Origin of the sequence: Ihuprevotella massiliensis, from assembly GCA_900095835.1 — a bacterium.
Lineage (GTDB): Bacteria > Bacteroidota > Bacteroidia > Bacteroidales > Bacteroidaceae > Alloprevotella > Alloprevotella massiliensis.
The window spans coordinates 1,988,369-2,009,406 of the sequence record LT608321.1 but is presented as its reverse complement, the minus strand read 5'-3'; the positions used below and the strand labels follow the sequence as shown (position 1 = coordinate 2,009,406).

Annotated in this window: 12 protein-coding genes; all 12 read left to right on the top strand. The window is 51.6% G+C overall.

Features of this window, described 5'->3' with window-relative positions; all coding sequences use genetic code 11:
- Window positions 1–310: 310 nt before the first annotated feature.
- The 12 genes from BQ2633_RS08095 (at window position 311) to BQ2633_RS08040 (ending at window position 20,659) form a co-directional block, all read left to right on the top strand.
- Window positions 311–1,654, top strand: a complete 1,344-nt coding sequence (locus BQ2633_RS08095) for a dihydroorotase (RefSeq protein WP_075566341.1) — start codon at window positions 311–313, stop codon at window positions 1,652–1,654.
- A gap of 35 nt (window positions 1,655–1,689) precedes the next feature.
- Window positions 1,690–2,451, top strand: coding sequence for a lysophospholipid acyltransferase family protein (locus BQ2633_RS08090; RefSeq protein ID WP_075566340.1), 762 nt, complete (start codon window positions 1,690–1,692; stop codon window positions 2,449–2,451).
- A 53-nt stretch (window positions 2,452–2,504) separates the two neighbouring features.
- Complete coding sequence (locus BQ2633_RS08085) at window positions 2,505–4,868, top strand: ComEC/Rec2 family competence protein (protein ID WP_083234006.1); 2,364 nt, start codon at window positions 2,505–2,507, stop codon at window positions 4,866–4,868.
- Between the two features lie 237 nt (window positions 4,869–5,105).
- Window positions 5,106–7,853 carry a DUF3472 domain-containing protein gene (locus tag BQ2633_RS08080; RefSeq protein WP_346048436.1) on the top strand — a complete coding sequence of 916 codons (2,748 nt, stop codon included), beginning with the start codon at window positions 5,106–5,108 and terminating at the stop codon, window positions 7,851–7,853.
- Window positions 7,854–8,061: 208 nt separating this feature from the next.
- A complete protein-coding gene (locus tag BQ2633_RS08075; protein ID WP_075566337.1) occupies window positions 8,062–8,409 on the top strand; it encodes a MerR family transcriptional regulator in 348 nt (115 codons plus the stop codon).
- A 79-nt stretch (window positions 8,410–8,488) separates the two neighbouring features.
- On the top strand, window positions 8,489–9,904 hold the full coding sequence (radA, locus tag BQ2633_RS08070) for a DNA repair protein RadA (RefSeq protein ID WP_075566335.1): 1,416 nt from the start codon (window positions 8,489–8,491) through the stop codon (window positions 9,902–9,904).
- 259 nt (window positions 9,905–10,163) lie between these two features.
- Window positions 10,164–12,977, top strand: a complete 2,814-nt coding sequence (locus BQ2633_RS08065) for a TonB-dependent receptor (protein ID WP_346048433.1) — start codon at window positions 10,164–10,166, stop codon at window positions 12,975–12,977.
- Between the two features lie 7 nt (window positions 12,978–12,984).
- Complete coding sequence (locus BQ2633_RS08060; RefSeq protein WP_176720105.1) at window positions 12,985–14,259, top strand: DUF4876 domain-containing protein; 1,275 nt, start codon at window positions 12,985–12,987, stop codon at window positions 14,257–14,259.
- 6 nt (window positions 14,260–14,265) lie between these two features.
- Window positions 14,266–16,002, top strand: a complete 1,737-nt coding sequence (locus BQ2633_RS08055) for a DUF6850 family outer membrane beta-barrel protein (protein ID WP_075566334.1) — start codon at window positions 14,266–14,268, stop codon at window positions 16,000–16,002.
- Between the two features lie 175 nt (window positions 16,003–16,177).
- On the top strand, window positions 16,178–17,203 hold the full coding sequence (locus BQ2633_RS08050) for a hypothetical protein (RefSeq protein WP_075566333.1): 1,026 nt from the start codon (window positions 16,178–16,180) through the stop codon (window positions 17,201–17,203).
- Window positions 17,204–17,342: 139 nt separating this feature from the next.
- Entirely contained in the window at window positions 17,343–18,002 is a 660-nt protein-coding gene (locus tag BQ2633_RS08045) for a hypothetical protein (RefSeq protein WP_075566332.1), read from the top strand.
- Window positions 18,003–18,271: 269 nt separating this feature from the next.
- Entirely contained in the window at window positions 18,272–20,659 is a 2,388-nt protein-coding gene (locus BQ2633_RS08040) for a zinc-dependent metalloprotease (RefSeq protein ID WP_075566331.1), read from the top strand.
- The last annotated feature ends 379 nt before the right edge of the window (window positions 20,660–21,038 follow it).

Sequence of the window (21,038 nt, the reverse complement as noted above, 5' to 3'; positions counted from 1 at the left end):
TATACCCCTTTAGGAGTGCGCAGTGTCTTCACCAGAAGATGGCGCGCTCCTTCTTTTTTAAGCCCAAATCGGTCATTAGATCCTGAACAGATTTTATTGGTTTGTTGAGCAGATGGTTTGTCGTTAGCCTTTGGTGTAGCCGGCTACGGCGAGAACGAACGAAAGACAAGATGCCAACAAGAAACTGATAAGATGACAGGAAGTTATCTATTCCATGACGAGTCGCACTAAACGGTCTAATGACCGATTTGGGTTAAATTCTGATTATCCTCTTTGTCTGCCTTTGCGCAGCCTATTCATCCTCAAAATCATGCACAGCAGAACGCTCATCAAAAACGCTATTCTTGTCAACGAAGGTCAGCAATCCATCGGTAGTCTGGTCATCGATGGTGACCGCATCGAAGAAATCCTCCTCGGAGCCGATGCCATGCCCCAACTTCCCCCTGATACGGTGATTGATGCTGAAGGGTGCTATCTACTTCCTGGAGTGATCGATGAGCACGTCCACTTCCGCGATCCTGGTCTCACCGCTAAGGGAAACTTCTACACCGAAAGTCGTGCCGCAGCCGCGGGTGGGGTCACCACCGTCATTGACATGCCCAACACCATACCTCCCACGGTGACCAAAGAACGTCTGCTCCAAAAGATTGAGATCGCTAAGCAACAAAGTTTGGTTAATTTCGGATTCTTCCTCGGTGCCACTCCCGCCAATGCTGCTCGCTTGAAAAAGGTGGATCCTCGACTCGTGGCTGGCATCAAACTCTTCATGGGCAGCAGCACCGGCGAATTGCAAGTGGAAGATCGTCCCACGCTGCGCACCATCTTCGAACAAAGCCAGCTTCCCATCATGGTACACTGTGAAGATACGCCCATGATTACGGCGAAGATGAAGGCTTATAAGGAGAAATACGGCGCTGATCCTCATGTGCGCTACCATGCAGAGATTCGTCCCTCTGAGGCTTGTGTGAAGAGCACAAAAGAAGCCATTGCACTAGCACGAGAGTTTAATGTTAAGCTCCATGTAGCACACATCACCACGGCTGCAGAGCTGGATCTCTTCGACCCCAACGACAAACAAATCACTGCGGAAGCCTGCCTACCCCACTTGATCTTTGCCAGCGAGGACTACGAACGTCTCGGAGCGCGCATCAAGTGCAACCCAGCTGTGAAATACGACACCGACCGTGCGGCTATCCGTGCGGCACTCACCGACGGACGCATCCGCACCATCGGCACAGACCACGCTCCTCACCGCATCAGTGATAAAATCGGTGGAGCTGCCAAAGCCACCAGTGGCATGCCCTTTGTGCAATTCTCCCTCGTATCGATGCTCGATTTGGTGGACGAAGGCGTACTCCCCATCGAACGCATGGTAGAACTCATGTGCCACAACCCAGCGCGTGTGTTTGGCATCGAAAACCGTGGTTTCCTCCGTCAAGGGTATATGGCAGACCTGGTGCTTGTCAAGCCTCATTCTCCCTGGACTTTGACTCCCAACCGCATAGAGTCGAAGTGCAACTGGAGCCCCATGGAGGGACACACCTTCAACTGGCGCGTGATGCGCACCTTTGTCAATGGATGTCTGGTCTATAACAAAGGAGTGATCACCAACGAAAACCTTCGCGGTCGCATGATTACCTACATGCCCCGATAGTTTATATTGTGACCACCCGTAGTAGTTATTGCATCATGCAGACTTTTCTCTATCGTCTCTATCAGCTGTTCTTCTTTTTCCCCCTGTTCATCGTCGTCACCATCCTCGTGGCTCTCATCACGACCCTAGGTTGTATGGTGGGGCTCTCGCGCTGGTTTGCCTTCGGTCCTAGTCGCTTTTGGGGATGGTTCACCATCCGCGCCCTCTTCCTTCCGGTCAAAGTCGAAGGACGAGAGCATCTTCAGCGCGGACAGAGCTACATCTTCGCAGCCAACCACCAAGGTGCATTCGACATCTTCCTACTATCGGGTTTTCTCGGACGAGAATTTAAGTGGATGATGAAAGCTAGTCTGCGCAAACTCCCCTTCGTAGGCTATGCTTGCGAAAAGGCAGGTTTCATTTTTGTAGACAAGTCTAGTCGCAAGGCGGTGGCAAAGACCATGGACGATGCACGCCAACGTCTAGTTGGTGGCACCTCCTTAGCAGTTTTCCCCGAAGGTGCGCGCACTTTCACCGGACACATGGGCATTTTCCGCAGAGGAGCCTTCCAGTTGGCAGACGAACTCCAACTGCCGGTTGTGCCCATCACCATCGATGGAAGTTTCGATGTGATGCCACGAATGCGCGACTTTCATTTTGCCCACTGGCACCGCTTGCGTTTGGTCATTCATCCCCCCATTTTCCCCACGAGCCAAGGAACGGACAATATCAAACACACGCTCGAGGAGAGTTACCGCGTCATCATGGCAGGACTCCCCGAACACCACCAAGGCTATGTGCAAAACGACGACCAATAGTCGCTGATGCAGCAACACCGCAAGGCATACGCCTTTTACTACCTCTTACCACTATGAAATCTACTCCCCTACTCCGCCTGCTTGTGCCCCTCTGTGTCGGCATCGGAGTGGGGGATTTTGCGTTTCCGTGGATATTCCCCCACGAGACCCTCCTGTTACTTCTCTGTGGTGTCCTTCTGGTGGCTAGTTGTTTCGCCCTGTTTCGTCATCAAGCCGGAGTGTGGCTCACCCTCATGCCTGCTGCTCTCATGTTTAGTCTGGGCGTCTTCCTGCTCGTCCACCTACAGCGCGAGCGGATGCTGCACTATTCCAAACAAGCCTTCACCTTTCGTGGCATCGTCACCGAAGTTCCCCACCGCACACCCCATGGTTGGCGCGTCTGTTTGCGGATGCTATCGCCCACAGAAGGAGAGCGATGGCAAGTTTTCCTCACCGACAGCAGCGCACTCCCACACAAGGTCCCCCCTCAGTCCTCGGCTAACCAGCAACTCCACACGCCGAAAAACACCCTCCCTCAGTCTCAATCCAACCACGCACGCAAGATGCCACCCCAACCACAGGGTGGCACCCCTCTTCGACAGTTGCCAGCCACTGCCCCACAAATCGGGCAAATCATTCTTGCCCACGGACGAGTCACCGCCTTATGCTCGCAAGATGGACGGGTGAAAGACGGATATTCCGCTCATCTGTTGCGCCAAAACATCGTAGCCACCTCCCATTGTTTCCCCGACGAATGGAAAATCATGGGAAATTCCACTCACACGTCCTCCTCTTCCCCTCAGTCTCTCACCCTGCGCGAACGCCTCCTGCTACAGCGCGAGCGATGGATTGCCCTCTATCAACGCCAACTGCCGCCACACACCGCGGCTGTGCTCTCTGCAATGACCTTGGCGCACCGCGAACAGTTGGATCGCGACACACAAATGCGCTACAGTCAAGGAGGAGCAAGCCACATTCTAGCCCTTTCAGGACTGCATCTCTCCATCCTCTTCGGAGCATTCACCCTCATCTTTGGTACGATGGCGCGACGTTGGGGCAGGCGCATCCACACCCTTGTCTTAGCCCTAGGACTTTTGCTCATGTGGAGCTTCGCAGCCTTGGTGGGATTCCCCATTTCGCTGGTGCGCGCCACCCTCATGCTCACCTTGGCACAAGTGTTTGCGTGGGGTAACCATCGACCAGGCGCACTGCATGGTTTAGTGCTGGCTATGATTCTCCTCTTGCTCTACGCTCCCGACTGGTTGTTTGATGTGGGTTTCCAACTCTCCTGCGCAGCAGTGGCAGGCATCTTACTTTTTGCACCCATTTTTACAGTTCCTCAGTGGTTGCAACCGCTCAACAAGCGCACTGCCGAACTCATCAATCGCCGTCCCACGTCGCGAAGTGTCCGTTGTTTCATGGCTATCGGACGATATTTCTATCTACTTTTCACCGTTTCGCTCTCTGCCCAATTAGCCACAGCACCACTTGTGGCTTATCATTTCCATCAACTCCCATGGGCAGGCATATTCTCTAGCCTTTTTGTCATCCCAGCTGCCTATATCCTTCTTTGCGGTGGCATCCTTTTTCTCCTCATTGCCCCACTGCGCAGCTTGCTAGCTCCAGTGCTCTCCAGCCTCATCACCATGATGGAACAGGGGTTAGCCTTTTTCTCGCAAAATAGTTTTGCGCCCATCCCACTTTGTCCAAGTGCCCTCACCACAGTCCTGAGCATAGGCACACTGCTTACCCTCTTGTGGTTTTTCTCTACTCAGAAATCGTCTGCGCGCTCCTTTGCCCGCACCACCTTCCTTGCCACCTGCTGTCTGCTCGTGCCCTTGTTGTCCTATCAAGTCGACCGCTTCCGTGCGCGTCCACAAGCAACTATACAATTTTATCCCACCTTTGGTGTCACCACTCTGCAAATCACGAGTCCCGATGGCACAGCTTGGTTGCTAGCCTCTGACACGCTTCGGGCACAAGCCGCGCTCCGACAAACGGCTCACGACGATTGGCAACCGCAAGGGCTGAGGGTGCAGTGGATTCCACTTTCGATATTGAACGAAACACCTTCTTCTGTCAACACCCCTTCCCTTGCTGCTCCCTCTACCTCCCCGATTACCCAGAGCGCAGACGGCAGTTTCTCACCACTATTTGCACCGCACTGCATCATCTACGGCAAACAGCGCATCGCCATTGTCGACGATCCCTTGTCTCGGGCTTTCCCTCAACATCCACTTCCAGTGGATTTCCTCGTCGTAGGGCGCAATGTCCATCGCCCCCTCGCACATCTCTTGTGCTATTTTCGTCCTCGACAACTCGTGCTTTCTGCTGCAATGACCGATTTCTACCGCCGACAATACACCACCGACGCTCATCGCTTGCGGCTTCCTTGCTATGATTTGCAAGAACAACCCACTTTCACCATAAAATTATAGCCCATCACCTTGGCTTCAGCGTCACGCTATCCCCCTGCACCATCTGGGCTTTCGCACGTCAAGTTCCTTGTATATCGTAAACAGAGTGCGTTTGTCCGTCAAAAAACGTAATATCTCGCAATCTTTCTCCACAGACATTTGGCATTTCTGCAAGGGTTAGCTAAATTTGTGCTCACAATTTTTGTGTCGCTATGCTCGACTACCGTCTTACATCGACACTTTGAAATACACTGCCCCATGAAAAAAACATTACTTCCCCTCATCTGCTTTGCTTTCTCCAGCATGATGCTCGCGCAAACCACCACAACTTGGAAAATTAGCGTGCAAAATCAGGGCACTGCCGGAGGTTACATCCTCGACAAAGAGATGAAAAGCACCGAACGCATAGGCTATTCCTCCCATTATCCCATGGAAGGCTACCTGCCTGCGTGGTACATCCGATTCCCCAAAGGCACTTTCACGGTGAAGTCCACCAATCCCGGCACCATCGACGTGGCACAGATGGACAAAGACCAAGACATCGTCACGGCACAGCCAGCTAAAGAGTTTACCTTCCGAGCTCCTGCAGCTGGTTGGTATCGCTTTGTCTTGCGCGGCGTGCAATCTTACACCGAACTCCACGATTTCACCATCACCTCCACCGATGCCAAGGGAGCAGATGCGGTGTATTTGGCAGCATGGCGCAGTGTGCCGTCTCTTCACCTCAATGGGTTTGGGAGCAGCAATAGCAAACTCCCCTTGGGCAATTCCTTCAACTGGATTTACAATGAGGTGCAAATCCCCGAAGATGCCGACTACCAAGGCACTTATGTCGAGGCTTTCGGTTTTGCCAGTGGCTACGTTGGTATTCAGAACAACGGAAAGATGGATGATGGCAAAACCAACCACACGGTGATTTTCTCCACATGGGACAATGGCGACACTGACAGTGACGCCTCCCTCGCAGGCTACAAGCGCAGCGGAGTCATCGCCATCGACAGCACCCTCAAACGCACGGTAGCTGAACGCTTTGGTGGCGAAGGCACAGGCGTACATGTGCTCCTCAATGGTGACTACTGGAAGCCTGGACACTGGGTGAGATTCTTGCTCAATGTTCAACCCGAACAGATCCAACTTAAGGACGGCTCCAACTACGAAAACACGATTATCTCTGCTTGGTACAACGTGCGTGGCATCGACGACAAGTGGCACTACATCTCTTCGCAACGCATGGCAGGACAAGTGCGCTATTTTGGCGAAGGTTTCAATTCCTTCCTAGAAGAGTTCACACGTGGTGCCACCAGCCAAGGACACATGCCCCACAAAGCCTACTATCGTCGCGTCTTCACGCGCTCCATGCAAGGAGGAGAATGGTTCAATCGCAACCAATTCTCCTTTGGGCACACTGATGGTGGCACTGCCAAAGGCGCGCGCAACGACAGATACCAAACCCAACTCACCTACGATGGTGAACCAGCTGCCTTTATGCAGGCTGGTGGTTACATAGAACCCAAGGGGGGATCTCCCATCACGCTCAAATACCTCCAACCTGGCGACTTTCTTCCCTCCGACGAAGCACTCGCACAACTCCACGCGCAATACGTGGCACCTGCCATTCACACCCAAGATGTGGAGCGCATGAAGACCCTCATGGCGGACATCTACACCGAGATTCCACAAAAAGAATGGAGCGTCACCGGAGTTAGCACGCAAGAGACCGCAGGTGAGGGAGAAAACGGCAGAGCTGCCTTTGTGCTCGACGGCAAACCTGCCACCTTCTGGCACACAGAATGGATGAGTAACACGCACAGCAACTTCCCACACTACATCGATTTCAAACACAAAAGGGAAGTGCAGCTTAGTCGCATCGTATTGGTCAACGATGCCAAACACTCAGGCTCCAGTTATCGCGCACGAACCGTGAACGTACAACTGAAAGATGCTATGGGAGGTTGGAAAACTCAAGGTGTATATGGCTTGGCGAATGCCGACCAACAAGAGATTGTCTTCCCCCAAGCCCTCACCTTAGCCGATGGACAAGGTCTCCGCTTGCGATTTACCGAAGGTTATGCAGGAAATCGTGGATTTATGGCGGTGGCAGAAATGCGTTTTGAGGGCAAAAACCCCGAACGTATGCGCGAAATCCTCGCCGAACAAGTGGCAAAAGCCGACCAGTGGAACCACTACTCCAAAGCTGATGTAGAGAAATATCTCGGAGAAGTGAACGGACATCTCGCCACTGCCACAGAACAAGAAATGTCGGCTGCCCTCCTCACGCTGGCTCAGAAGGGAAAAGTCATTAAATATGTGCCCATCACGCAGCAAAGTGCGCTCAACGCTGAGCGTTGCTATGTGCTGTCTAACGCTGACGTTACAGGCATCTTGGTCAATCCTAAAGATGCAACGGCTCCTTCGCTCCGCAATGTCGATGCGACGCGCACCAAAGATGCGCTGGAACTCTACACCCAAACCGTTAGCGTCACGGACTCTACTGCCAACTGGCTCATCGTTGGCGACGACCGCCCAGGAAATCAAACACAATATGTGATTTACAACCTACAAACGGGGCTCTTCCTCCAACCAGCTAATGGCACTGTAGCTACAACCATGAGCGAAACGCCCGTCAAAGTGCGCATCGCTCTCAGCGGCACTGGTTTCACACTGAGCAGCACCACTGGCAAACGCTCGCACCTCGTAGCAAACCCCAGCGCACCTCAAGGACAAGAGCTCACAGGCACAGGAAACAAGGGAGCCACATGGCATATCTACGAGAATTTGGCACTCCAGCCCCAAGTAACACTCGTGAAAGCCCTTCGCGACTATCTCAAAACGGGAAAATTCGTGGCACCCACAGGCATCGAAAGTCTCCATTCTGCTGCAGGTGCCGATGCACACTCCAACGCCTCATCGGACATGATGTTTGACCTTTCAGGACGCCGCATCACTGCTCCCACAGCTGGGCAAGTGGTGATTTCAAAACAGGGGAAATCCTTGCAAACGCATTGATATTTTCTCTGAATACGCCCCACGTCAAGGGCTTTTCTCTCTAAACTCCCCACGCTTCTGGGAGGAAAAGGAGGCAAATTTGCCCACGTCACGAGAAAAGCGTAATTTTGTAGCACACTTTGTGCGATCGCAATCGCGCCATTGTCATCAATCTCACAAGGATTGAGGACAATGGCGCACCGCTTTTCCTCACATTTATCTATCAACTATGGCTGAGCCCAAAGAACCCAAATACAAACTCTACTACTCCATCGGAGAAGTGGCAGAAATGCTTGGTGTCAACGACACGCTCCTCCGCTTTTGGGAACGAGAATTTCCACAGATTTCTCCCAAAAAAGGCGGACGCGGTGTGCGACAATACACCAAAGACGACATTGAAACAATCAAGGTGATTTACAATCTCGTCAAAGTGCGCGGCCTCCGCATCGAAGCCGCTCGCGAAGCACTTCGCAAAAACAAGGAAGGTGAAGTGCAGTCTGCCGAAGTCATCGAGCGACTTCGCTCCATTCGCTCCGAACTCGTGGAACTCAAAGCTGCACTCGGAGATTTAGAATAACTCCATTGCCCACGGCTACGCGCGTTCTTCCGCCTACCATTCTCTTCATATCTGATTGCTAACGCCTTACTAATTGCTTATGGCAAAAGCCAAAACTGCCTACGTCTGCGACAACTGTGGTTACGACTCGCCCAAGTGGGTGGGGCGTTGTCCCTCTTGTGGACAGTGGAACACCTTCAAAGAAGTCAACATCTCCCCCGTTGCCACCCCTAGCAAGGGCGCAGCTGCTGTAGTTTCTGCAGGGTTGAATCGTCAGCAAAGCAAACCACAGCGACTCTCAGAAATCAATGCCACCGAAGAAGAACGCTATGACACGCACGATGCAGAACTCAACCGCGTGTTGGGCGGTGGCATCGTCCCTGGAAGCCTGATTCTCTTGGGTGGTGAACCAGGGATTGGTAAGTCCACACTCCTGCTCCAGACCGTGCTGCGCATGAGCGACCGCCGAATCCTCTATGTGAGCGGTGAAGAGAGTGAGCGACAAATCAAACTCCGCGCTGACCGCCTCAGCACTTCCCCACAAACGCAAGGCAACTCCACCGCAACTGGCGAAGAACCGCTACTGTTTTGCGAAACGCGCCTAGAAGTGATTTTGGAACAGGTGAAAGCCGTGCAACCCGATTTGCTCATCGTGGACTCTGTGCAGACGATGCAAACGGAAAGCGTGGAGTCCTCACCGGGAAGTGTGACGCAAATTCGCGAATGCGCGACAGCCTTGCTCAAATATGCCAAGGACAACAACGTCCCAGTGCTCCTCATCGGGCACATCACCAAAGAAGGAAGCATAGCAGGACCGAAAGTTTTGGAACACATTGTGGACTGTGTGCTGCAATTTGAGGGCGACCGACATTATTTCTATCGCATTTTGCGCAGCATCAAGAATCGTTTCGGTTCTACTGCTGAATTGGGCATCTATGAGATGAATCAATCGGGACTTCGCCCTGTGGAGAATCCTTCAGAACTCCTGCTCACCCAAGGCGGCGAACCGCTTTCGGGCATTGCCATCTGCGCAGCTCTTGAAGGGGTGCGACCTTTTCTCATCGAAACGCAGGCTTTGGTGTCTACAGCAGCCTACGGCACTCCACAGCGTTCAGCCACGGGCTTCGATTTGCGCCGACTCAATATGCTTTTGGCGGTGTTGGAAAAGCGCGTGGGCTTCAAACTGGGTGCAAAAGATGTATTTCTCAACATCGCAGGTGGCATCCGCGTCACCGATCCTGCCATAGACCTCAGTGTCATTGCCGCTGTGCTGTCTAGCAATGTAGATACCCCCATCGACCGCTCCGTGGCGATGGCAGGAGAATGCGGTTTGAGTGGAGAAATTCGCCCCGTGACGCGCATCGACCGCCGCATTGCAGAAGCACAAAAATTAGGTTTTACGCGCTTCTTGCTCCCCGAACAGAACATGAAATCTCTCGATTGCCAACAGTTTTCGGGCATCGAACTCGTACCAGTGTCGCGCGTAGAAGCGGCTTTGCGCGAACTTTTTGGATGAACCACTTTGTGCAGTGCTTTTTTCGTGGTGCTGCATTTTTTTGAGGGGGGCTACTTTTACCCCCAATCGGTCATTAGACCGTTATAGTACGACTCATAATTGAATAGATAACTTCCTGTCATCTTCTTCATAACGATTTGCACTATAACGGTCTAATGACCGATTTGGAATTATGGGTTATCACCTTAGAAATCATCAGATTTAGGTATTGTAAATGCAATGAAAAAGTCGTAATTTTGCACACTCATCACAGAACAATATGGTAGTTGAAAGTCAATATTTCCCTTTTCTTTCTGCGTTTTCATCCTCTTTGCGGACTGTTTGTGTCGGACTGTGCACACTGGGTTTGACCACGGTGGCTGTGCTTCCCATGGCAGCTCAACAGCGTGTGGCAAATGTGCGCGTGAAACTCGTGGATCAACATCATTCCAATGAAAAGCTTCCCTTTGCTCCGGTGCAACTTAATCCGTTGGGACTGATCACAAGCACAGATGCTCAAGGAGTGGCAACTTTAGAACGCATCCCGCTGGGTCGCTACAAGTTGAGTCTTAGTTATATCGGATATACTCCGCGCGAAACTTCACTCAACTTACAAGGCGACACAACAGTTGTGGTGGCGCTCTCTCCCACTTCTTTGAGTTTGGGAGAGGCGGTGGTGACGGCTACGCGCAATCAAGCGGGAAATACCACAGCAAGCACCATAGGTCGCCGCGCCATCGACCATTTGCAAGCCACGAGTTTGGCAGATGTGTTGCAGTTAGTGCCGGGACAACTCATGGGAAATGCCGATATGACACAGCGACAGTCGTTTCAACTGCGCACACTCACCAACAATGCCAACGTGGCTTTTGGCACCAACATTATTGTAGATGGGATTCCTCTCTCCAACAATGGGACACTCTCACAAGGCGGTTTTAGTGCAGCAGCTCCCGTAGGCACGGATTTACGACAAATCGGAGCAGACGACATCGAAAGCGTGGAAGTGGTGCGCGGCATTCCCTCAGCGGAATATGGCGATCTCACCTCGGGCATGGTGATTGTTCATTCACGCTCGGGTGTCAGTCCGTGGCAATGGAAGAGCAAAGTGAACCCAGGACTGATGAATCACTCACTGAGTAAAGGTTTCCGCGCAGGAAAAGGTAGCATCGTCAATGCACATCTCGATTATGCTCAAGCGTGGGGAGATCCGCGCATGAAGACCCGCTCTTTCCACCGCTACACACTCTCGCTGGGATGGGCAAAAAACTGGACACACGCCTGGCACACCGACACGAAAATCCGATGGATGCGCGGTCGCGACTGGACAGGAAACGACCCAGATGCAGCGGCAGACGGCACTTTCAGCAAAAACGCCTCCGATCTCTTGTCCTTTTCCCATAATGGTCGCATCCAAGTGGGACAACCATTGATGCGAACTTTGACCTATGCCCTTGGGGTGCAATATGCTCCCACCACGGCAGAAAATGCTTCGTTTGTAGGCAGCGGCACAGGCTTGATTCCCCTCCTCACTGCCCAAGAGTCGGGCTATCACGCTGTAAATTGGCGCACCTCCTCCTATTGGGCTGCAGGCACCACGGAAGGACGTCCACTCAACGTGTTTGCCAAACTCAACAACTCGATGTTTTTCCGCACCGGGCGCCTCATGCAGACACTCAAGATGGGGATAGAATACAAATACGATCGCAACTTTGGACGCGGTTTCTTCAATCTCGACGAAAATGCTCCTTTGCGTCCCAACAGCAACGGACGTCCACGCGCATTCTCTGAAGTGCCAGGTTTGCATCAGGCTGCAGCATTTGTAGACGATCAGTGGCAATGGAGAGTAGATGCCGTGCGCCGTGTGAAACTGCAAACAGGATTGCGCTTCACCGCCCTGCAACCTTGGAGCGAACTCCGCACTTTCTCCCTCTCTCCTCGTGTGAATTTCGCCTTTAATCCCAGCAAGTGGCTGGAACTTCGTGCAGCTTACGGACGCAACAGCAAGACTCCCAGTCTCGATTATCTCTATCCCGATCGCAATTACACGGATAGAGTGGCAGCTTCCTACATGCCGCAAGATGCGCCTCTTCAGCAGTTCTTGCTCTACCACACCGATGCTTATCGGGTGCAACCCTCCGTCTTGGAGAATGCCACTGCAACAAAATGGGAGGCTGGATTCGACATCAACCTTCCTCAAGCGCGCAAACTCTCGCTAACCGCCTATATCGATCGCACGGAGAATGGTTTTTCCAACCACACAGAATACCGCACCTATGAGGCAGATGTCTTTACGCCCGAGCAAGGTCTGCTTATCACTCCAGGACAACCCACCACCTACGACCCCAATCATCCCGCACGGCGCGACATCGTTTTCGCCACAACGGGACGCATCGGCAACTTCAACGTGGCAGACAACCGTGGCATTGAGATGGATCTCGACTTAGGAAAGGTTAACCCTCTTCACACAACAATCTTCCTCTCTACGGCATACCAATGGACAAAAGCCTACGACCGAGGTCCAAACTATCGCACACCTGCTGCCCTCCCTACACAATACACGCAATATGGACTCACTCCAATCAAATTGCGCTATCCCTCTGCACTAGACTATAGTCGCTACGATCGCTGGGTGCAAACCTTGCGCCTTGTCACGCATATCCCCGTGTTGCGCATGGTAGCTTCGTTGACTGGTCAAGTGATTTGGCACAATGCAAACCTCAGCTACGTTGCTCCCAAACAACCCGTGGCGTGGTTGGACCAAAACTTAGTGGAACATGCCATCACGCCCGACATGCGCTCTGGATATATTGGAGCTGATGGCAAATACTACGCAGTCCAGCCCACCCATCAGGCTGCGGTGGCGCTCGCGGCACAAGAGATTGCGCCACGCGACAATGTGACGACTTCATCTCCTACGACGTGGAATCTGGCTTTCCGCCTCACCAAGGAACTCGGATCGGTGGCGCAGCTTTCGTTCTATGTGAACAATGCGCTCTATTATGAGCCCTTCCTCCCCACCTCTACTTCAACCACCCTCTCCCAACGCAACACAGGTAGTTTCTCTTTCGGAGCTGAACTCTCCTTCCAGCTATAAATCGCTTATGAAGCTCTTCTCTTTTCCGCTCAACCCTCCACAAGCACTAAAGTCAGGTGCTAGGATGCGTATGGTACACTTCTTTATGTCTGGCACACTTCTTGTGAGCTGCTCAACCATTTTTGCCAGTTGCCTCACCTTCGATGGGGCTACACAAGCTGTCGAACTTGAGGTGACGGTGGAGCAACCCACAGCTTTCGGTCAAACCGCACAACACACTGGACACACAGTCGCTTTGATCACCCAGAGCGATACGCTCCGTGCCCTCACCGACGAGCAAGGAAAGGCGCGATTTTCCAACCTCACTCCTGGCATCTACAACATCTCCACAGCATGGACGTTGAGTGCAGCCGACTATCACCAAGCCACGGGCGAAGATGTGGCAGGAAACGATTATCTGGTAGGAGGTAACCTGTCGGCACAAGTGGTGGATGCAACGCGCAATCACCTCGTTTTGACCACGCACGTGGCGCAAGTGCCCACGTTGTTGGTGAGCAAGGTCTATGCTTCGGGTAGCAAGGATGCCAACAATCGCAACTATTCGGCAGGAAAGTTTATAGAGTTTTTCAACAACTCCGACTCTCCCATCCGACTCTCCGACTTCGGTTTTGGATTGTTAGAAAGCAGCAGCACGCCAGCCTATGCGCTAGGAGTAACCCCCGAGTATCTCTATTTGAAACAGGCTTTTCGTTTCCCCGAAGATGGAAGAATGCTCGCTCCCGGCGCGAGCGTACTGGTGGTCAATAGTGCTATCAACCATCGCAACAACAACGCTCCTCAAGAATATGACCTCAGTGCTGCCGACTATGAGGTGAAAGACGCGCAAGGACGCACCGTGAACAATCCCTCCACTCCTGCTTTGCCCCTCATTTTCACCAGTTGGGCACAGGTGTCGAGCATGAACTTGGTGCAAGGTGGTCCCACAAGCATCGTGATTTTTCGCGCCAAAGATGCAACCTCATGGACAAAAGTTCACGCTAACGGCAAGAGCAGTGGTCAAGAATACTTGCGAATGCCTGTGTCTGCGGTATTGGATGGAGTAGACATCATCAAATTTTCACCGACCAATGGTGTAGATATGTCGAGCAAACGGCTTTACCCTACCATCGATGCCGGATACACCCACATTTCTTCGGCTTCTGGATGGAATGGTGAGGTGACTTATCGTCGCGCAGCTCCCACCACGGAGGGACAAACACGCACCAAACTTCTCGACACGAACAACAGCACGAGCGACTGCAGCACGACAACTTCGCTGGCTCCTGGTAAATTCATGCAATAATCTCCCATGATCCTCTCTCTCCTTTTCAGCATATCGTTGGCGAATCCTGCCTCCACTCCACTGGATAGTGCTGCTGTCGCACCTTCCGCAGCGACCATCGCTTCACACAAAGCGAACTCCTCAGCACGCACGTCGCAGTTTGATGCTGCACAACGCCAGTTGTGGCAAGCACTCTCGCTGTGGAGTCTCACCCACAATGCAGCGGGAATCGCTCACGACCCTCTCCCTCTTGTAGCACGCGGAGAAAGTGGTTTTTCCTTCGGGAAAACTCACAGCGACCTGCGCACGAGTCAGCAGGGCAGCAACCAACAATTAGGGGCTTTCTATGCAGAACAGCAGCTACCCATCGCATCGTGGCTCGTGGCACAAGGACGTTTCACCTATGGACTCTCACGCTACGACCAACGTGCTTGGAACGATCGCAGCAATACCACAGAGTTGTCGCTTCTCGCTACGTCCTTTTCGCCCTACAACAAGGGCGAAATCGTGCGTGGGATGTCAAATTCTCCCACTACAGTCGGCATCAACACAACCTTTTTTCCACAATCTCCCCTCAATGCTGGAAGTGAACAACTCGGTCGCTATGATGGGCAAACTGTGGAGACCGAATTTCGTTTGGCAACTCGCTCGTCAAAGCCTTGGAACTTCGGATTGGGTGTGAAATATGCCGTCAATGATTTAGCCCGTCTCAAAGATCCTCGCTCACGTGCCCGAAGTTTGCACTATCGCTTGGCACCTGCGGTGGTTTATGCTCCACGATGGGGACAAATCGGAGCCACATTGTGGTATGAACGTCGCAAAGAGAAGATAGACAATGTGACCAGTGTGCAGCAAGATGCCCAATGGAACTACTACACCCTCCACGGCTTGGAGCATCTCTCGGGGGGAGCTGGTTCTTATCAGGGATTTATGCGCCAATGGGTGGAACATGCTGGTGGAGGAGAAATCAATATTGGTCGAGAGTTTCAAAAAGCCGCCATCCTATTTTCTGTGCGATTCCAACGCTCCCACGAAGAAGCCGTTGGCAACAACCGCTACACCCCCTCGGAGTTTGAGGGGCAAAATCTTCAAATCTCCGAATTATGGAAATTACGCTTGGGGAATTGGTGGCTTGTCGACCAAAATGAAGTGCTCTGGCAGCGCGGATACACCAACGAACACACCCAGTCGCTCACTCTCACCACTGATCCGCAGACCAAAATAGTGTCGCGCCATTACGAAACTCTCCTTTCTTTGCAAAAGCGATTTCAAAACAGTCGCTTTGCCGCATTTACTCATTTTCGCGCCCTTCACACCACTTCTCCCTGGAGAAACACTTCCTTAACCCATCAGCAACTCGATGGTTTCTACGGATGGTCGTTGGGGTATGAAAATTTCGAACAACGCTATCTCCTTTCCGCCTCCTCACGCGAGACGCAACGTCTTTTGATTACGTTAGAAGGGGGAAAACTCCTGACAAAAGGTTGGTGGACAAGTGCAGAAGTTGGCGCGTCGTTCACATTACGCCATCAACTCCATCTCACACATCCCACTTCTCCCCTCTCACCTTTATGGGAAGCTCAGCAAAACATTGATGCGCGCCACATCGGTCGCGCTGCTCTGAGTGCGCGCTACGATTTTCCTTGGCAAGTGCGCCAACAATCGATGCGCCTTTTCGCACGCATCACGGGAGAATATGCCACAGCGTTCGGCACCGCACTACACGGAACTTCTGTTTCCTTCACTTTAGGATTACTTCATTAGAGTTTTACAGACAACTTATCAATGATAACTTCAAAAGTAAAGCATTTGTCTACAAAACTCCTCTTTTTCCTCCTCTTTTTGTCAGAGTAGAGAACGAAAAAACGCTGCATTTTGCAAACTCAGACTAGACAATTCACAGACAAACTCCAATTTTATTTATCAAAAAAGCGATTAGATGCAACATTTTATCCGAAAAATCCTTACTTTTGTCGGTATAGCCCTCTCAACTCTCACCACTTTTGCAGGCAACGGCACACTAAATTCACCATTTACTGTGCAAGAAGCCTTCGAACAGCGTGACGCGCTTGCCAAAAGTCAGCAGGAAGTTGTCCTCAAAGCAGACTTCCTCGGTTTTGGAAATAGCCGACAAACGATGACTGCTGAGTATAAAGAAGGCGACTACTTCCTTGTGGGCACTGCCGAACATCAAATCATCGTTCGTGGCACCAACTACATCCAAGCACTTCAATGGGCTGATGCCACCAGCAACTGGGTGATGCACGGCTATTTTGCTCACGAAAACAAGGACTATATCTTCGTAGCCGAAGAACTCGATGGTGCTTGCCAAGCTGTCATCGGCAAACAAGGCATTGGAGCTTTCGCCGCTAAAGCTAATTTTATAGTGAGAAATCCCAGCATAAAACTCTATGCTCCTCGCATTGCCAACAAAGAGCGCAAGTTCATTTCTGCTGAGTTTCCAGCACAAACCACAGTTGCCGGGACTCCCAATGGCTATACCGAATTCCTATTGAAAGGAGCCCCCGGTACATATAACGTCACACTCACCAGCCACTCGAGCAACATTAAGATAACTTCCACAATCTTGCAGGCAGGTACCACTCAACCGACTCTCAAAAACCGCACGTTCTACAAATTTGTTGCCACCGACGACAAAGTGGGCTTTGAGATAGGAGAAAATCAAGGGCAGCAACTCACCCTTGCACGTCCCACCGAGGTTTATTTAGCCCTCAATGCCCTGCAAATCGGAATTTTGAAGGAAACTTTGCAGCTCGAAGACACCCATTTCATCCCTCTCACCAGTCAGACGCTCACCGCACTGCGCACGATTTCTGCATCTGGTGCAAGCGTTTCTACCGACATCTACGACCTCAACGGACGAAAGGTAGGCACAGCCGCACAACTTCACACTTTGCCCAAAGGCGTCTATGTCATCAACAGAGAAAAGGTGATGCTACCCTAACCCCACTTGCTCTCCTACATGGTGCACAAAATCAGGTAAGCTCTGCACGAAAGTCACCTGCAGTACAGCAAATTGAAGTTGGTACTTCTATTTTTCCAATAGATTATTCACATATTCACTCATAAAACATTCTTAGCCTATGCAACTCTCTACTCTGAAATTGCTATTCCTCTCACTTTTGGTGAGTCTTTCCACCGCTGCAACGGCTCAAACCACAAAAAAAACTGGTGATGGTACGAAAGAAAATCCCTACAGTGTGATGGAACTCACCTCCAACGAAGCTAAGTGGATGGAACTCATGGAAAAGGGTGAAGAATTATACATCGTTGATCGTTTTGTCGGCTTCGGTGCTGACGGCAAAACCGCCGCTGCCGAGGTGCAAGCCTCCGATTTCGTATTCGCCATCGGCGAAGCTTCTCAAGACTATGGTAATGGAGAACTTCCTAGCGAAGACGCTGCTGCCGAGAAGGCCAACGAAGATGGCGAAAGCACTGGTGGCACTGCCACTTCCATCGTAGCTGCTGGTAAAGATGTTTTGGAAAAGCTCCACAAACTCGAGCCCAAGGCTTGGTACATATGGAAAGGTAGTTTCCAACTCTTAGAAGAAGTGGGAGATTTCGTGTTCAACGTCACTGAAATCTTCGATGCCCCTACTAGCGTGAACCGCGTGGCTGCCCCCTCTTTTGCCCAGAAGGCTGTCTATGACCTCAGCGGTCGCTTGGTGCAAACACAATTTGAGCCCAGCACCCTCCCACAAGGTCTCTACATCGTAGGAGGCAAGAAGGTGTTCGTGCGCTAATCCCGCACCGCTACATCCACCCTCTCGAGAAGGGATATCTCTACTTCGAGAGTATCAATAAAAATCTCTCGCTGTTTTTCATAGCTTATATCACGTGAACTCGCACAGCCTACCTTCATGGCAGGCTATGCGATTCCGTGCGTTTATACATAGAGCGTCTACATGGCATTAAAACCTTGCTATGCTCTATGACTTTTATGTCTAACTCCCCACGGAACAAGCCCAGCTTCACGCCGTGAGAAAAAGGGTCTGCGACCCCCGAAAGCCTAATGTCCAAATTACTCTATGTTCTGCCGCTGGCACTGACACTCTGTGCCGCTCCTGCACAAGCGCGCAAAAAGAAAACAGAAACGCCCCCTCCTGCTAAGGTGGAGAAAAAAGCCCCCATTGCGAAAGGATTTTTCGGGGTGCAACGCGAAAAAGACGATGTCTTCTTTGTCATCCCCGACAGTCTGCTCCGTCGCCCTATGTTGGTGACCACACGCTTCATCAGCACCCCTGCCGGAGCACAAGTTTATGGTGGAGAACTCGCCAACAGCAAGATGCTCACGTGGGAACGCCACAACAATCAGCTCCTCTTGCGTGCCGAAATGTTTGAATCCCTCGCCGATAGCACCCAGCGCATTTGGAAGTCTGTGGAAGCCAGTGCAGAAAATCCCATTGTCGCTGCCTTCAAAATCGAAGAAACGCTCGCCGATTCTACCTCCAAACTCAAGCAATATCGCATCAAGGTGACCGATTTCTTGAAAGGCGACAATCCGGTGACGAGTCTTGAAACCTATCGCAAAACAGGATTCGATATCGGCGGTCTTCGTGGCGATTTGTCCTACATCGACACGGTGAAGACCTTCCCGATTAACACCGAAATCCAAACGGTGAAAACCTTCAGCGCAAAGCCCAACAAAATACCTTCTGCCGCTGTCACGGGATTGGTCACGCTGCGTTTGAATACCTCGTTCGTGTTGTTGCCCGAAAATTTGATGCGCAGCCGCACTTTCGACCCCCGTGTGGGTTATTTCACTGATAACTTTGTGGAGTTCAATGACAAGCAACAACAGGTGAAGCGCCGTTCTGTCATTGCACGCTGGCGTCTTGAACCCAAGGAGGAGGACATCGAAAAGATGAAACGTGGGGAATTGGTAGAACCCAAGAAGCCCATCGTCTACTACATCGACCCTGCTACGCCCAAACAATGGGTGAAATATCTCATCCTTGGTGTGGAAGATTGGCAGAAGGCTTTCGAACAGGCTGGTTTCAAAAATGCGATTATCGCCAAGGAATGGCCTAAAGATCGTCCCGACATGAGCCTTGAAGATGCACGCTTCTCTGTGATTCGCTATCTTGCATCGCCCATTCCCAATGCCTATGGTCCCAACGTGCACGACCCTCGCACGGGTGAAATCATCGAGAGCCACATCGGTTGGTATCACAACGTGATGAAGTTGGTGCACGACTGGTATATGGTGCAAGCTGGAGCTGTCGATCCTCGCGCGCGCAAACAAGAGTTTGACGAAGAACTGATGGGACAACTCATCCGTTTCGTTTCTTCTCACGAAGTGGGACACACCCTCGGTTTGCGCCACAACATGGGTGCCAGTGCAGCTACTCCAGTAGAGAAACTCCGCGACAAGGCGTGGGTGGAAAAGCACGGCCACACCTCTTCTATCATGGACTATGCTCGTTTCAACTATGTGGCACAGCCCGAAGACAACATCAGTTCGGAAGGCATCTTCCCACGTATCAACGACTACGACAAATGGGCAATCCAGTGGGGATATTCCTACTTCCCCAATGCGAAGTCTGAGAAGGAAGAGCGCAAAATCCTCAATGACCTCACAGTGAAGACCATCACTGGCAACCGCCGTTTGTGGTTTGGTGGTGAAGGTCACGATAACGATCCCCTCGCACTCACCGAAGATTTGAGCGACGACGTGATGAAGGCTTCGGACTATGGTTTGAAAAATCTCCGTCGTGTAGTGAAGGGCCTCCCCGAATGGGTGTATGAAGAAGGTAACCTCGGCGACAATCTCGCGGAAGGCTACAAGGCAGTGTTCGGTCAATATCGTCGCTATATCGGTCACGTACTTGCACAAGTGGGTGGTGTGCACCGCGAATACAAGAGCGTAGAGCAAAGTGGTGCTATTTTTACCACCATGACTCGCGAACGCCAACAACGCGCCCTTACCTGGCTCGACAAGAACGTGCTGCAATGCCCCACATGGATGATCAGCGAACCCTACATTTCTCGCCTCAGCGCTAAGCCTCAAGAACTCATTCGTCCTTTGGCTGACATGACGGTAAGCTATTTGGTGGCTCCCAATACGTTCAATAACATCGCAATCAACGCCACGGGTGCTCCCACTGCCCAAGCCTATACGGGCACAGCCTATGTGGAAGATTTGCTCCGTCTCTTCTTCCGCGAAGCCACTACCCCTCAACGCGTGGGGTCATGGCGCAGATATGTGCAACAACAAGCAGTGACGCGTCTCATCAAGGGATGGAAAGCCACAGCTGATGGCGATGGTCGTCCCTACATGACCAGCTTGCTCACTCGCATCCAGTCGCGCCTTGCTGCCGCTCATCCTCAAGATGCTGCCACACGCGCACACTATGCCGAACTCTCTCGCCAGATTCGTCTCGCGATGGAGGGCAAATAAATCATTACGTCGCTACCATCGACACGATTTCTACCCAACTCCTCCACCTCCGGTGGGGGAGTTTTTGTTTTCGCTCTGAAAAACAATTACTCCATATCATTAAGTTTTCGATACAAATAGTCTCCTCGCGCGCGCATACGCGCGCATGTATAGCAATTTTCGACTTTTTGCTTTCACAACCTTCACAGATTTCTTTGTAACCTTCTGACAAACATATAAATACGCATATATTTCGGACATATTTTAACAAATAAATCAGCGATGCTCTCCAAGCAAAAAAAGACTCCACCCTCAGAAACTGGCTAAAAAGCGCTATAACCCACTCAATTACTGTCGATTGCAAGGATTTCCGTGAAGGTTGTGAAAGCAAAAAGTGCAA

Excerpts from the sequence above, each read along its gene's own strand:
- BQ2633_RS08090 (WP_075566340.1), top strand. The coding sequence starts at position 1,690 with ATGCAGACTTTTCTCTATCGTCTCTATCAGCTGTTCTTCTTTTTCCCC.
- BQ2633_RS08095 (WP_075566341.1), top strand. The coding sequence starts at position 311 with ATGCACAGCAGAACGCTCATCAAAAACGCTATTCTTGTCAACGAAGGT.
- BQ2633_RS08060 (WP_176720105.1), top strand. The coding sequence starts at position 12,985 with ATGAAGCTCTTCTCTTTTCCGCTCAACCCTCCACAAGCACTAAAGTCA.
- BQ2633_RS08085 (WP_083234006.1), top strand. The coding sequence starts at position 2,505 with ATGAAATCTACTCCCCTACTCCGCCTGCTTGTGCCCCTCTGTGTCGGC.
- BQ2633_RS08040 (WP_075566331.1), top strand. The coding sequence starts at position 18,272 with ATGTCCAAATTACTCTATGTTCTGCCGCTGGCACTGACACTCTGTGCC.
- BQ2633_RS08065 (WP_346048433.1), top strand. The coding sequence starts at position 10,164 with ATGGTAGTTGAAAGTCAATATTTCCCTTTTCTTTCTGCGTTTTCATCC.
- radA (WP_075566335.1), top strand. The coding sequence starts at position 8,489 with ATGGCAAAAGCCAAAACTGCCTACGTCTGCGACAACTGTGGTTACGAC.
- BQ2633_RS08075 (WP_075566337.1), top strand. The coding sequence starts at position 8,062 with ATGGCTGAGCCCAAAGAACCCAAATACAAACTCTACTACTCCATCGGA.
- BQ2633_RS08080 (WP_346048436.1), top strand. The coding sequence starts at position 5,106 with ATGAAAAAAACATTACTTCCCCTCATCTGCTTTGCTTTCTCCAGCATG.
- BQ2633_RS08055 (WP_075566334.1), top strand. The coding sequence starts at position 14,266 with ATGATCCTCTCTCTCCTTTTCAGCATATCGTTGGCGAATCCTGCCTCC.
- BQ2633_RS08045 (WP_075566332.1), top strand. The coding sequence starts at position 17,343 with ATGCAACTCTCTACTCTGAAATTGCTATTCCTCTCACTTTTGGTGAGT.
- BQ2633_RS08050 (WP_075566333.1), top strand. The coding sequence starts at position 16,178 with ATGCAACATTTTATCCGAAAAATCCTTACTTTTGTCGGTATAGCCCTC.